This is a genomic window from Microbacterium sp. MYb54 (assembly GCF_002979515.1).
GTDB lineage: Bacteria > Actinomycetota > Actinomycetes > Actinomycetales > Microbacteriaceae > Microbacterium.
Map to the genome: position 1 here is coordinate 51,929 of NZ_PCPA01000014.1, position 12,935 is coordinate 64,863.

Here is a 12,935-nt window from a genome sequence, read left to right on the forward strand (position 1 = left end):
CGCACACGCCACGATTCCGAGGGAAGGGCGCACGATGACCGTCACCTTCGATGACACCGAGCTGCGCGCGAAGGTGGAACCGGCGCTCGCCCGGCAGGAGAGCCGCGAGCGCGTCGCCAGGGAAGGCCGCCAGTTCGGCGTCGTCCTCGGCTCGGGCTGGATCGTGTTCCAGTCGGTGGTGCTCGTCGTCGGCGCCGGAGTCCTCGCCGCACTGGCCGTGGTCGCCGTGCAGTTCATGTTCGGAGCCGACGGGGCCGATCTCACCACGGTCGTGCTGGCGGTACTCATGGTGCTGCCGCTCGCGGTAGCCCGCATCCGCTCCCACCTCCGCGGCCCGCGTGACCGCGAGGCCGAGGAGTACCGTCTCACGAGGTTCACGGCGGCGAACGGGCTGACCTACCGCACGGGCGAGCTCGACCCGGAGCGGCCGGCCGCGCTGTTCGGCATCGGCACCTCGCGCATCGCGAGCGACATCGTCGCCGGGCCTTCACCGCGCCCGTTCGAGGCCGCGAACTACTCGTTCGATGTGTGGGTCGCGAGGGCACGCATGCCGCGAGTGGCGAACTACGTTGAGTTCCAGCTGCGCAGCCCGCTGCCGGCGATGACCCTGGTCACAAAGGCGAAAGACGCGGCGGCATCCGGATGGGAGCCGACCGCGCCGCAGGAGCGCGTGCAGATCGAGGGCGACTTCGCGTCCCACTTCGAGGTCTTCACGACGAGGGCGACGGAGGAGCCGGTGCGTCACCTGCTCTCCCCAGATGTGCAGGCCGCACTGACGGCCGTCGCCGAACGCTGCGACATCGAGGTCGTCGGCGACCGGGTGTACGTCATCGCCCGCCGGCACCTGCCGATGACCGAGCCCGCGTACTGGGAATGGGTCGCAGACCTCGCCACCCTCGTGGGGCTCCTGGAGGCGCGCGGACGTGCCGAGCAGACCTCCGGTGTCGCGGAGACCGATCCCGCTCGTCGCACGCGTCGGGATGCGCTGTTCGCCGCTCCGAAGGGCGGACGGGCTGCAGCCGTCGGCTGCCTCGTCCCGCTTCTCGTGGGTCTCGCCGCCGCCGCACTGATCACGAAGATCACGACGGGCTAGCGGCGCGGGCGTCGGCGCCGGGGATGGGGAGTTGTCCCCATCGACCGGAGGGCGTCCTTTTCGTAGAGTTTCCCTAGGCGGGGCCGACTGGATCGGCGCCACCGACGACACGCTTTCAGGGGACCGGCTTCACCGCCGGTCCCCTCGATCTGAACATTCCACGAGGGGGGCTGACATGGGTGACGGCGTCAAGCTGAAGTACGGCGATCTCGAGCCGCTGCAGACCGAGCTGAAGAACATCATCGACGAGTTCGAGAATGCCGGTTCGCGCAGCAACGATCTCGAGAGCTCGGTGGGCTCGCCGTACGGGGAGCGCGCGCTGCGCGACGCCGCATCCGACTTCGAGGGACGCTGGGACGACCGTCGCAAGCGACTCATGGACGACTGCAAGACGGTCGAAGAGTATGTGGCCGCGGTGATCAAGGGGTTCCAGGACTTCGACCGTGACGCCGCATCCAAGTCCGAGAACAGCGGAGGCTGACCGTGTACGAGTACATGCCAATGACCTCGCCTGCGGGCCACCCGATCGGCGCTCTCACCGGTGACGTCGGGGCGATCCGTGATCGGGGGAACTCGTTGCAGACTCTCGCGAATGCGATGAGCAACTCCGCGACGCTGCTGCAGCGTCTGGTCGACAACGGCGCCGACATGCAGGGGGACTCGGTCGACAAGCTCGCCGAGATCTCCGGGAAGGTGCATGCCGAGCTCGGTCGCGCCGCCGACCTGTACGACGCGGTCGCGCCGCACATCGTGCAGTATGCGTCAGACCTCGAGACCTCGAAGAGCGCGATCGAGCCGATTCTCGACGATCTCGAGACGCTGTGGGCGACGTATCAGCAGAAGAAGGATGCCGCATCGTCGGCGGCTGCGCAGAGCCCCGACTATCCGACGGGCGCGGATGCCGACGACGACCAGGCCCGACAGGCGGCGGAGGATGCCCGTGACGACGCGGCCGAGACGGCAGCGGGTGCAGCGAGCGGTGCACGTGGCGACTGGGACACGCGGGCGGGCGATTACGACCGGGAGTGGAACTCCTGGCACACGGCCTTCACGAACGCGGCGAGCAACATCCGCGAAGACACCTCCGACAAGATCGAAGACGGCTTCTGGGACAACGTCGACGGCTTCCTGCAGTTCATGTCGGACTTCCTCGCAGTGGCCGGCATCGTGCTCGCGGTGCTCGCGATCATCGTGGGTGGCCCGATCATCGCCGCGCTCGCCGCGATCGTGGCGATCGCCACCCTGATCGTCGCCGTCGCGAGACTGGCGAGGGGCAACGGCTCCGTCATCGATGTGGTCTTCGGCGTCATCGGGGTCATCCCCCTGATCGGCCCGGCGATCAAGTTCGCCCGCGGTCCGATGGCCATGATCCGGGGTGCGGACTTCGGCGCCGACGGCATGCGGTTCGTGAGCGCATTCGCCGGGCGAGCTCCGCTGAGCACGCTCAGTCAGATCCGTGGTGGCTTCACAACCGGTTTCGGCGAGTTCTCGGCGCGGCTGTTCACCGGCAACGGCACCGCGGCGTTCGCCGCGCAGATGACCGGGGTGCAGACCCTCGACATGGTGGGCAACGTCTTCGCCTCGCACTTCGCGATCGCCGGCGGCATCAAGGACAGCGCGGGCGGTGCGTGGTCGGGTACGTTCGACCCGGACCAGAACCCGTTCTCCTGACCGACCGCGGCGCGAGCCGCCCCCATGGAAGACTGAGACGATGAGCAGCCTGCGCGCGGAACTGACGGGAAAGTCCGGAACGATCATCCCGCCCTACCGGATGCTCCTCCCTCCGGGGTGGGAGGCGTTCGACCTCAGCGAGACGACCGAACGCGATCTGATCCGTCGAGCCGAAGCACGGCTGCAGGGCGCGCAGAATCCCACGTTCGGGCCGGTGCTCGCCGGCAAGGTGCACGAGGTGCTCGAGGGGCTGCGTGCACGTCAGGGCTTCGCCTACGCCTTCGCGGGCGAGGGGGCACCGTCCTGGGCCATCGGTGCGGCGACCCTGGTGGGGCTCAAGCGTTCTTCGACACCCGAAGCGACTCTGGAGCAGCTCGTCGAGAGTGCGATCCGGCATCATGACGGCATCGCGATCGGCGAGGGCCAGCGCATCGTGCGGTGGACCGAGCGCCGCGAAGTGTCGGTCGACGGCGAAGATGTCGCGTCGCTCCTGATCAACTATCTGATCCCGGTTCCGGGGACGCGGCTCACCGAGGCGGTGCAGTGGACGGCGACGGTCACGCATGAGGCCGACCTGCCGGCGGATCACCCGAACCTCACACTCTGGACGGCTCTCTTCGACACGCACATCAGCACGTTCACGTGGACGGTGCGCTGATGGAACTCGCCATCGGCCACGCCCCCGATCGCGTCATCCCCGTCCCCGCCGAACGTCTCTCACCGCAGGAGCAGGCGGCCTGGGCTCGTCAGGCGGCGGCCGACTTCACCCGTGACGCCGGTGCGCACTCCGACGTCGCCGCGCAGGTCGAGACCGCGCTGGTCGCGGTTGCGGCGCAGGCGGACGACGACCGGCGACTGCTGCTCGTGGTTGGCGTCGATGGCGGAGTGGTCGCACCTTTGATGATCTCGGTGATCACGCACGAGCTGTCCCGACAGGAGCAGGCGGAGTTCCTCTGGTCTCCCACGGCGATCCTGCCGGTCACACCCCGACTCACCGAGACCGACGCGCTCGGCACCGGCTTCTCGGCCACGCTCGCACAGCGGGAGAACGATCTGGACTTCGCGACCCGCCGCTGGATCTTCTTCGGCGAGGGAGCGACCGTGTGCGCGATGCTGGGCCCGGTCGTGCCGTACGGGCTGGCGTTCGTCGAGCCTTTCGCCGAGGCAGCACTCGCGTCGGCGTCGCTCAGCGGTTTCGTCCCGCGGGCCGACCCCGAGCGTCTCGACGAGCTCGTCTCCGCCGTCGTGCGTCCCGGCGACGACTGGGTGCTCAACATCTGACTCCGTGTCGCCTCGGATGGGGAGTTGTCCCCATCGACGGTGATACGGGTTCGTCCATAGTGTGGACGTGTTCGGGCCTGTTCTCATGCCCGTGAGGGAGGGGGAGCCCATGACGTCTGATGGTGCATTGCAAGCCGCGCTGGACGGGTTGCGTGTTCGCGTGCCCGCGTCCGAGGCGGATCTGGAAGTGTTGCGCGCCGAGATCCGGCAGGCCGATGCTGCCGTGGGGTCGCTTCTGCGCGCCGCTGCGGAGAAGCGGCAGAACGCAGGGTCCCCGCGTCAGACAGCAGGAGAGCGATGACCGACGTCAAGATGGATCTCGCACGTCTGGAGTCCACGGCGCAGACAGCGCGGGGTCTCGCCACGACGTTCGACGAGGCCGAGGATTTCGCCGACGACATCGGCGTCCTCACCGGACACGGCGGTCTCGCGGACAAGATCGAGGACTTCGGCGGCAAGTGGGACATCGCGCGCGAAGAGCTGCGCGACAACCTGCGTTCACAGGCGGACTTCATGCAGGCGATCGTCGACACGTTCCGTGATCTCGACGTCGAGATGGCACAGGAAGGCGAGGGCTAGCGAATGACAGTTCTTCCCGGTCAGCCCGAGGCTCTGACGTCCCGGGCCGCAGGACTCGTGTCCTCCGCCGAGGTCATCCTCACCGTCATCCAGGAGCTGCGCGGCATCGTCGACGATGACGAAGGTCAGGCCGTTCGCGCCCTGCACGAGCAGAACGAGCAGATCGCGTCCGATCTCGAGCGCATCCATCCGCGTTACGAGGGCACGGCCGCCGCGATCACCGAGTACGCGGTGGCGCTGACCGATGCCCATGCCCGGGCCGAGAGCGCGCAGGCAGACCTCGACGACGCCGTCGCAGAACGGTCGCGCACTGCCAGCGCGCTCCAAGGCCTCACCGATCAGGCGGATGCCGCGGACACGCCGGATCCATCGCTGACCGACCGGGTTCCCGGCGCGCAGCGCGCGGCCGACGACGCTGCCGCCGCGGTCGGGGCCGCTCAGGCCCGGATCGATGCGGCCAGGCAGGACATGGAGAACGCGGCCGAGGCCGCCATCCGCAGGATCGATGCGGCGATCGATTCGACCAACGAGGGATTCTGGGACGGCGTCGGCGACTTCTTCGCCGACATCGGCGACTTCCTCGCCGGCATCGGCGAATGGATCGGCGACTTCCTGCAAGGCGTGGTCGACCTGCTCAAGGCCATCGCCGACACGATCGTCGCGATCCTCGGCGCGCTCGTCGTGCTGCTGCTGATCGTCGCGATCGGAGCGCTGTTCGGCACGATCGGCCTCATCATCGGTGCCGTGATCGCCACCGTCCTGGCAGCCTTCCTGATCTGGAGCGTGCTGTCCGACGTGCTCAAGTCCACGCCGACCGTGAGCGCGACCGATCCGTATGCAGACGCGAAGAACAAGACCCCTGACGACCCGAGCCTCAGCACGGTACTCGACGGTACGACCGAAGTCGACAAGCTCGGCGGGGAAACCGACTCCGTGATCAAGATCACGAAGGTGCTGGGCCCTGACGGGTGGTATTACACCGTCACGCTCCCCAGCACACAGGAGTGGCTCTCGCGTTTCGGCGATCAAGGGGCCGTCAACGACCTCGACAGCAACCTCGCCCTGATGCTGACCCCCGCGCTGCAGACCCAGTACGAGCGTGCCATCCTCGAGGCCATGGATCAGGCCGGCATCGGCCCGGACGATCCGGTCATGCTCGTCGGCTTCAGCCAGGGTGGCATCATGGCTGGCCACCTCGCCGCGTACAACTCGGACTACAACTGGGAGGCGGTCGTGGTGTCGGGTGCTCCGATCGACCACATGCCCATCCCGGACGACGTCGACGTGGTCTCGGTGCAGCACAACGGAGATCCGGTACCGCGATTGGATGCGATCGCCGGTGATCTCGACAGCATCGAGCACGGCTCCAACTGGACGTCGATCCGCGTCGATCCGCCGAATCCGGATCCGATCCTCGGAGTGGATGCGGGAGCCCACAACTCTGCTGACTACTCGCAGACCTACCAGGACCACATCGGCGACGTGCAGGAGAATCATCCCGACCTCGCGAACTTCTTCAACGGGGATGGATATGTGGACACCTCCTACTACCACTGGACCGAATGACCGGTTCGCCCGCGGGCGGGGACGTGGCGGCCTAGGATCTGGAGGAATGAACGTGGCGCGACGAGACATCGGCAGGCGACGACTGTTGGCGATCCTGCTGGCAGGCTCGCTCCTGAGTGGTGGGCTGGCGGGGTGCGGCATCCTGCCGCCGGAGCCCGACAAGACGGAGGAGGCGACAGTGGAGTACGGAAACGTGGCGAGCGCCGTGACGACGGCGGTCCCGAGGATCGTTGCCGTGGAGGATCCCGGCCGGTGGCGCAACGGCTTCGGGTACGGGGCGGAGTTCTCGCTCGTGACCGACTCCGCCGAGCCGTTCACGAGCGACGAACTGGACGCGACCGTCGAGGCCATCTGGCAGTCGCTGCCGTGGGAGCCCAACACGATCACTCTCTACGCGGGTGAGACGACGGCTGATGGCGATCCCGTGGATCTTCGGGCAGCCGCCGCAGAACTCAGCCCCCTGGGAACCACGAACGCCGGCCAAGGCGGCGTCAACCTCACCGGCATGAAGGATCGCTACGGCGCGTGGACCGCACCGGAATGAGTCGTCCGGAGCTGCGCTTCCGACTGCCGGGGCGGTGGTTCTCGGTCGACCTGTCGAGCGAGGATGCCACGCGTTCGTCGATCCGGACGATCGCGCGCGAGGCGATCGGACCCGCAGATGATCGCGCGCCTGAGCGCGCCCGCGTGCGGCAGCAACTCCAGCAGGCTGCAGAAGCAGGCGATCGTGGCGGCGCGCGCGCGATCATGTTCTCCACGGAGATCACGCCCGGAACGCCGCTGCCCGTGACTCTGGTGGTCTTCGAACCCGAAGACCTGCGCATGAGTCCGGCCATCGGCACGTCTGCGGATGCCGTCCTGAAAGTCATGGGCGAGAGCCTGAAGCAGATCGACCCCGCAGCCTACGAGACGATGGCGAAGGTCCGTGGACCCGGCGTCCCCGCACTGCGCACGCATCGCGTCGATCTCCTCGATGAAGGACAGCTCGAAGGAATCGTCCGGCTCGTCGTGGACTACTGGATTCCCGTTCCCGACTCGAAGCACGTGCTGATGGTGCGGTTCTCCACCCCGCTCGGGGAGCTCGAGAACGTCATGCGTGCGCTGTTCGACGAGTTCATCGCCGTGGCGTACTTCAGCGCTGGTCGGCCGGAATCGCTGCGCGACCAGCTGCTGCCCCGACGCTGACCAGCAGATCCGGCTGCTCGCGCACCGTCGACGACGGTGTCGTGTCGTGTCGTGGGGGATGGGGAGTTGTCCCCATCGACGGGTTTCGGTGGGGGCCCGTAGTGTGGGGGTATTCGGGCCGGAGGGGTCCGGTTCTTTCGATTTGCGGAGGTGTGGACGATGGCCGATTTCGGTGCGTCTTATGCAGAGATGGAGCAGGTGGCGTCGTCGCTGTCGCAGGCTCGTGATGACATTCAGGGTCAGTTGGACACGTTGAAGGGTCAGGTCGACACTCTTCTGGGTGAGGACTTCAAGACGCAGCATGCGTCGGGGAAGTTCGGTGAGGGTTACACGGAGTTGACGACGGGTCTGAAGACCGCGGTCGATGGCATCAACGACATGTCCGAGTCGCTGCTCGGCATGATGCGTGCGATCCAGGATCTGGACCAGCAGCTCGCCGGCAGCTGAGCCGACACAGTTTCTCGAGAGGGGTCGACGGTTCGCCGTCGGCCCCTTTCTCGTCCCCGGGAGATGGGGAGTTCTCTCCGTCGGCCGGGCACACGATCGGGGTAGGGTGAAGTCGGTGGAACCGGGGGGTTGTCCTTGCCAGATGTAGAGATCTTCTATGCGGAGTTGAACGACGCCGCGAGCGCTCTCACGAACGCGACCTACGAGGTCCTGACAGAGGCGGCGAATCTCCAGGGTGAAGAGACCGGCGTCGAGAACCCCGCGCAGCGCTCGGGTCTCCGCCTCGAGATGCACCGGCGGCTGACCGCTCTGCATGACAGCGCCTACGACCGCGTCGAATCGGGGGACTCTCTTGCGGCGGCGATCTCCGCCATCGCGAGCAAGTACTCCGAGCTCGATGTCGAGCTCACCGGTGGAGACCGACCGTGAGCCTCACGTCGCCGAACCGGGGATATCCGCTCGAACGTCTCGAGGGGAGCAGCGGCTCCATGGCATATTGGAGCAACCTCTTCACGCGCGTGGCCGACCGGCTCGGCGATCTGCGCACCGCCGCGCACTCCGCGCATGAGCTCCCCGGGGTCGGTCGCTCGGTCACAGCGGTGCGCGCGGACGCCAATGACCTGGCCGCCACGCTCCCCAGCGACATAGCCGAGGCGCAACTACTCGCCGGCGTTCTGCAGCGCTATGCCGACGCCTTCGACCTGCACGCGAAGCCCGCCAACGATCTGATCGATGACATCGAGACCGCTCATGCGAAGTGGTCGCGGCTTGATCTCGCCGCCGATCATGCGGGTCGTGCAGCCATGGCTGCCGCCTACGGCGACGATCAGGCCGAGATCGATGACTCGAACGATGCCGTGTCGGAGGCGATCGGCGAGCGGGAGGCGGCAAAAGACGCACTCGACGAGCTCTGGGCCGAGTACGAGCGCTGCTACGGAGATTGGGATGCCGCGTACGCTGTCGCCCTCTCGGAGCTCGCCGGCGCGAGCGGCGCGGCGTTGACGAACGAGGCGCGCGACTTCCTCGACGCTCTCCTCGCCGCGACGAGTCCGGAAGAGGTCGCTCGCCTCTGGCTCGAGAACCCCGAGTTGCAGCAGGAACTCGCTGGTAGCCATCCCGCGATCATTGGCAACCTCGACGGCATCCCCTGGGACGTGCGGGCGGCGGTCAATGCCGCGCGGCTGGACGAATTGCTCGAGACCGAGCCCGAGGGGCCGCACCGCGACGACCTTCTCGCGATCCGGACCGCGCTCAAGAGAGGTGGCGTCCCTGCTCCGAATCTCATCACCTTCGATCCGGACGGTTCGGAGCAGGTGACCGCGGCGATCGCTTACGGCGACCTGTCGACGGCGTCGGAGATCAACACCCTCATCCCGGGGATGAACGGCAATGTCCACGATCTGCAGGCTTGGGGCGAGTCGGCGAAGGCGCTCAACTCCTCGGTCGGTCCAGGATCCGCGACCGTCGTCTGGTTCGGTTACGACACGCCTGGATTCTTCGAGGAGCCCGCGATGGATCGGGCGCAGGACGGTGCGGCGTCGCTGCGCTCGTATCTGCTCGCCGTGCGCGCGCTCTCGCCCACGGCAGATGTCAACGTGATCGCGCATTCGTATGGCAGTACAACCGCAGCTCTCGCGATCGGTTCGCAGCCCGATGGCCTCGGAGTCACCTCGTTCGTCGCGGTCGGCTCCGCCGGCTTCCCGAACGATCCGATCGTGGTCGAGAACCTGACCAACGGCAAGCCGCCGCAGATCTACGCGACGATCTCGGAAGACGATGCCGTCGCTCGTGTCGGTCGCGGCACCGCTCCCGAGCATCCTGTCAGCCCCGAGCGTCTGCCTGGGACTACCGTGTTCGACAGCGATGGTGGCGTGAGTGCATCCGGGGAGAGCCTTCCGGCTGCGACCGGACACGACGCTCTCGGTCCCGGTGCATACCTCGAACAGGGTTCTGAATCGTTCTACAACGTGTCGGAGATCATTCAGACAGCACAGCCCGGCACCGAGCGCGGGGGCGAGGGCAGTACCCAGGGCTTCTGGGATGCGAACAACTGGTGGATCAGCGATGAGTATGCTCTCATCGACTTCTGAGCGGATAGGACTGCGAATGCGCCGTAGATGGCAGCGCGGAGTGATGGCGGCAGCGGCCGTCGGATTGGTGATGACGATGACGGGCTGCGGGACCACGGCAGCGCCTGAGGGCGATGCGCTGTATCGCGACGGTGAGAAGAACTACGTCGCCTACTCCACGGTCATGCACTCCGTGATCATGGCAATTCATGAGGGCGAATGGGTGGTGGATCAGGGCTCTTTCGGCGCTTCGCCGATTCCCTGCCGCATCAACGGCGAGGTGTCGGGGTACACGTTCTCCTGGGCACGTGTGCTCGAGCCCACCGAGGAGATCGATGTTGACGCGGTCGTCGCCGCAGCGACGACTGCGTTCGAGGAAGCCGGGGTGGAGGCGAGCACCGCGACGTTCGGCGAGGGCGATCGGCAGGAGGTGAATGTCATCGGCACCGGTGGCGATGTCGGTCGTGGTGTCGTGACGATCCGGCCCGGTCGGAACCAGATCTCGGCGTCGGCGACGCCGGGGTGCATCCCAGGCGATGCGGCCGACCTCTCCGACATGGTCTTCGGTGGTGAGCTGTCCGAGGGCGAATCGCTGCGTTTCCCTGCGTTCGAAGGGCCGGACTGGCAGCCGCGGTTCTACTTCCCCGAGGGGGGGAGCCCGGTGTACTACAACGAAGACGGCACGCCGGTCGATCCGCAGCCGACCCAGACCAAGTTCCCCGTGGCGCCTTACGGCGACTGAGGCGCAGCGGGCAGCGATGACATGGCGGACCGTTGAGATGAGCAGGAGCGAGGATGCGGGAGGCAGGGGTCACGGATGAAGAAGCGCTGGCAGATGCTTGCGGCGACGGCGGTGTTGGCACTCGCCCTCCCGGGATGCGCGGGTGGAGACGGGCGGGCGACGCACACAGGCGATGAGCTGGTGGCTCAGGCCGAGCAGCACTACCTCGACTACCGGGGCGTGACGAATGACGTGCAGGCGCTGATCTTCGACGGTCCGTGGTCGGCGGAGATCGGTACCTTTGGAATGCAGCCGTCGGGGGCGGGATGCCCGGACGGCTCGTACAAGTTCGACCTCGCCCGATCGACCGGGGTGGATCCGGCCGAGCACTCGGCACTGAGCGAGTCGGTGCGGGAACACCTCACCGACGCGGGTTACGACGTCGAGGGACAGGAACTCGGATCGGGCGAGTCGAAGTCGACCGACGTGATCGTGCGGAAGCAGGGTGACTTCTCGTTGCTGATGGTGACTTTCATCGCGAACGGTTCCGTGTCGGTCACGGCGACGACCAAGTGCTGGCCGGGAGATCGCTACGAACTGGGCGACCAGCTGTTCGGCGATGCCAACCTCTCGGAAGGATATCTTCCGCGCGAGGAGTCGCCGAGCGATCCGCTGTTCTTCGGTGTGACGCCGGGTGAGCCGGCCTTCGGTCCGACGCCGAAGCCCACCACGACGCCGTAGCGTCTGCGCGCGGGCCGGCGTCAGCGCGCGGCGGCAGCGTCGGCCAGGTGTCGGGCGTCGTGGCCCAGGACCTTCACGATGATGCCGTGGCGGCGCAGCTCGGAGACCGTGCGGGCACCCTCATCGGCGTCGCGGCCGAGAGCGTTGATGTTCACGACCACCAGCACGTCGCCGTGCTTGAGGGTCGAGATGAGACGCGCGAGGCGGTCGTTCCAGCTCTCCAGGATGTCGGGCGCCGGGTGACGGAATCCCTCGATCGGCACTCCGAAACGGGTGAGGTCGTCGCGCTGCTCGACGACCGACGGCATTCCTTCGCGTGCGACGACGAGACCGACCAGGCGTGAGCCGTCGGGGCGTGCGGTCCAGAAGTTGCGGTTCTGCTGCAGTTCGGTGAAGCACTTCGGGCACGTCGCCGCGTCGTGCGGCAGGTGAAGGGGGCTCGTCAGAGCCTCTTCGACCGATGCCGTGGTCTTCGTGGGATCAATCGTCTCGCTCATCGCGCACCTCCGGCATCCATTCTGCCCTGTCGTCGTGCGCAGCGGTGACCGGATTCACAAGAGGCCGAGGCCCTGCACCGTCTCCCGTTCCTGCAGCAGCTCCGCCACCGAGGCGTCGACCCTGGCCCGTGCCCAGTCGGTCAGTTCGAGACCCTCGACGATCTGCCACTCACCATCGACCGCGCGCACCGGGAACGACGAGATCAGTCCTTCCGGAACTCCGTACTCGCCGTGCGAGACGACGCCCGCCGAGGTCCAGTCATCGGTGCCCTGCACCCAGTCGCGCACGTGGTCGATGGTCGCACTCGCCGCAGACGCCACGGAGGAGGATCCGCGCACCTCGATGATCTCCGCTCCGCGCTTGGCGACGCGGGGGATGAACGTCTGGTCGAGCCAGGCGGGCACGTCGCCCACGATCTGCTCGAGCGCCTCTCCGACCGGGCTGCCGCCGACCGTCGCGTGCGAGATGTCAGGGAACTGCGTCGCCGAGTGGTTGCCCCAGATGGGCACGCGGCGAACGGTGTGCACAGGGGCGCCCAGCGTCTGCGCGAGCTGAGCCCGAGCGCGGTTCTCGTCGAGCCGCGTCAGGGCTGTGAAGCGCTCGGCCGGTACCCCGTCGGCCGAGGCCGCGGCGATCAGTGCGTTCGTGTTGGCGGGGTTGCCGACCACCGTCACCCGTACGCCCGATGCGGCATTCGCCGCGATGGCCGCTCCCTGCGGGCCGAAGATGCCGGCGTTGGCCGCGAGCAGGTCGGCCCGCTCCATACCGGGCCCGCGCGGACGCGCGCCGACGAGGAGCGCGAGGTCGGCGCCGTCGAAGCCCACTGCGGCGTCATCCGTCACCTCGACGTGCTCCAGCAGGCCGAACGCGCCGTCCTGCAGTTCGAGCGCCGCACCCTCAGCGGCGCCGAGTCCCTGCGGGATCTCCAGCAGTCGCAGCCGCACCTTCTCGTCCGGTCCGAGCAGGTCGCCGGCCGCGATTCGGAACAGCAGTGCATAGCCGATCTGTCCGCCCGCGCCGGTGATGGTGATCGTGGTCGTCATGCCCCGAGCCTACGTCCGTTCGACATGCTTCTGCTCGGAGT

At 67.4% G+C, this 12,935-nt stretch carries 17 protein-coding genes; 15 read left to right on the forward strand and 2 right to left on the reverse strand.

The annotated features are described in order from the left end of the window. Nucleotides 1-34: 34 nt before the first annotated feature. From CQ040_RS14720 to CQ040_RS14790, 15 genes are all read left to right on the forward strand, one after another. The gene (locus CQ040_RS14720; RefSeq protein ID WP_105528638.1) at nt 35-1,093 is read left to right on the forward strand and encodes a hypothetical protein; all 1,059 of its coding nucleotides are present in this window, start codon (nt 35-37) and stop codon (nt 1,091-1,093) included. Between the two features lie 175 nt (nt 1,094-1,268). Continuing rightward, nucleotides 1,269-1,574, forward strand: a complete 306-nt coding sequence (locus CQ040_RS14725) for a flagellar protein FlgN (protein WP_105528637.1) — start codon at nt 1,269-1,271, stop codon at nt 1,572-1,574. Between the two features lie 20 nt (nt 1,575-1,594). Continuing rightward, the gene (locus tag CQ040_RS14730; protein ID WP_105528636.1) at nt 1,595-2,764 is read left to right on the forward strand and encodes a hypothetical protein; all 1,170 of its coding nucleotides are present in this window, start codon (nt 1,595-1,597) and stop codon (nt 2,762-2,764) included. 40 nt (nt 2,765-2,804) lie between these two features. After that, entirely contained in the window at nt 2,805-3,422 is a 618-nt protein-coding gene (locus tag CQ040_RS14735; RefSeq protein ID WP_105528635.1) for a hypothetical protein, read from the forward strand. Next, complete coding sequence (locus tag CQ040_RS14740; protein ID WP_146113972.1) at nt 3,422-4,045, forward strand: hypothetical protein; 624 nt, start codon at nt 3,422-3,424, stop codon at nt 4,043-4,045. The genes CQ040_RS14735 and CQ040_RS14740 overlap by 1 nt, the downstream gene beginning before the upstream one ends. A gap of 109 nt (nt 4,046-4,154) precedes the next feature. Next, entirely contained in the window at nt 4,155-4,346 is a 192-nt protein-coding gene (locus CQ040_RS14745) for a hypothetical protein (protein ID WP_105720495.1), read from the forward strand. Then, nucleotides 4,343-4,624 (forward strand): hypothetical protein, encoded by a 282-nt coding sequence (locus CQ040_RS14750; protein WP_105528632.1) that lies wholly within the window; start codon nt 4,343-4,345, stop codon nt 4,622-4,624. The genes CQ040_RS14745 and CQ040_RS14750 overlap by 4 nt, the downstream gene beginning before the upstream one ends. 3 nt (nt 4,625-4,627) lie before the next feature. Beyond that, a complete protein-coding gene (locus CQ040_RS14755) occupies nt 4,628-6,190 on the forward strand; it encodes a hypothetical protein (RefSeq protein WP_105528631.1) in 1,563 nt (520 codons plus the stop codon). Nucleotides 6,191-6,236: 46 nt separating this feature from the next. After that, on the forward strand, nt 6,237-6,734 hold the full coding sequence (locus CQ040_RS14760; RefSeq protein WP_105528630.1) for a hypothetical protein: 498 nt from the start codon (nt 6,237-6,239) through the stop codon (nt 6,732-6,734). After that, nucleotides 6,716-7,375: a hypothetical protein gene (locus CQ040_RS14765; RefSeq protein WP_105528629.1), complete on the forward strand. Its 660-nt coding sequence runs from the start codon at nt 6,716-6,718 to the stop codon at nt 7,373-7,375. The genes CQ040_RS14760 and CQ040_RS14765 overlap by 19 nt, the downstream gene beginning before the upstream one ends. Nucleotides 7,376-7,534: 159 nt before the next feature. Beyond that, a complete protein-coding gene (locus tag CQ040_RS14770) occupies nt 7,535-7,822 on the forward strand; it encodes a WXG100 family type VII secretion target (RefSeq protein ID WP_028501988.1) in 288 nt (95 codons plus the stop codon). 135 nt (nt 7,823-7,957) lie between these two features. Then, the gene (locus CQ040_RS14775; RefSeq protein ID WP_146113965.1) at nt 7,958-8,251 is read left to right on the forward strand and encodes a hypothetical protein; all 294 of its coding nucleotides are present in this window, start codon (nt 7,958-7,960) and stop codon (nt 8,249-8,251) included. 59 nt (nt 8,252-8,310) lie between these two features. Then, nucleotides 8,311-9,912, forward strand: a complete 1,602-nt coding sequence (locus tag CQ040_RS14780) for an alpha/beta hydrolase (RefSeq protein ID WP_146113966.1) — start codon at nt 8,311-8,313, stop codon at nt 9,910-9,912. Between the two features lie 16 nt (nt 9,913-9,928). After that, entirely contained in the window at nt 9,929-10,633 is a 705-nt protein-coding gene (locus tag CQ040_RS14785) for a hypothetical protein (RefSeq protein WP_146113967.1), read from the forward strand. A 75-nt stretch (nt 10,634-10,708) separates the two neighbouring features. Next, entirely contained in the window at nt 10,709-11,353 is a 645-nt protein-coding gene (locus CQ040_RS14790; protein WP_105528522.1) for a hypothetical protein, read from the forward strand. Between the two features lie 20 nt (nt 11,354-11,373). On the opposite strand, the gene CQ040_RS14795 is transcribed toward CQ040_RS14790, so the two are convergent. Together CQ040_RS14795 and CQ040_RS14800 are read right to left on the reverse strand one after the other, a co-directional pair. After that, a complete protein-coding gene (locus CQ040_RS14795) occupies nt 11,374-11,850 on the reverse strand; it encodes a recombinase family protein (protein ID WP_105528523.1) in 477 nt (158 codons plus the stop codon). Between the two features lie 54 nt (nt 11,851-11,904). After that, nucleotides 11,905-12,894 (reverse strand): malate dehydrogenase, encoded by a 990-nt coding sequence (locus CQ040_RS14800; protein ID WP_105528524.1) that lies wholly within the window; start codon nt 12,892-12,894, stop codon nt 11,905-11,907. Between the last annotated feature and the right edge of the window lie 41 nt (nt 12,895-12,935).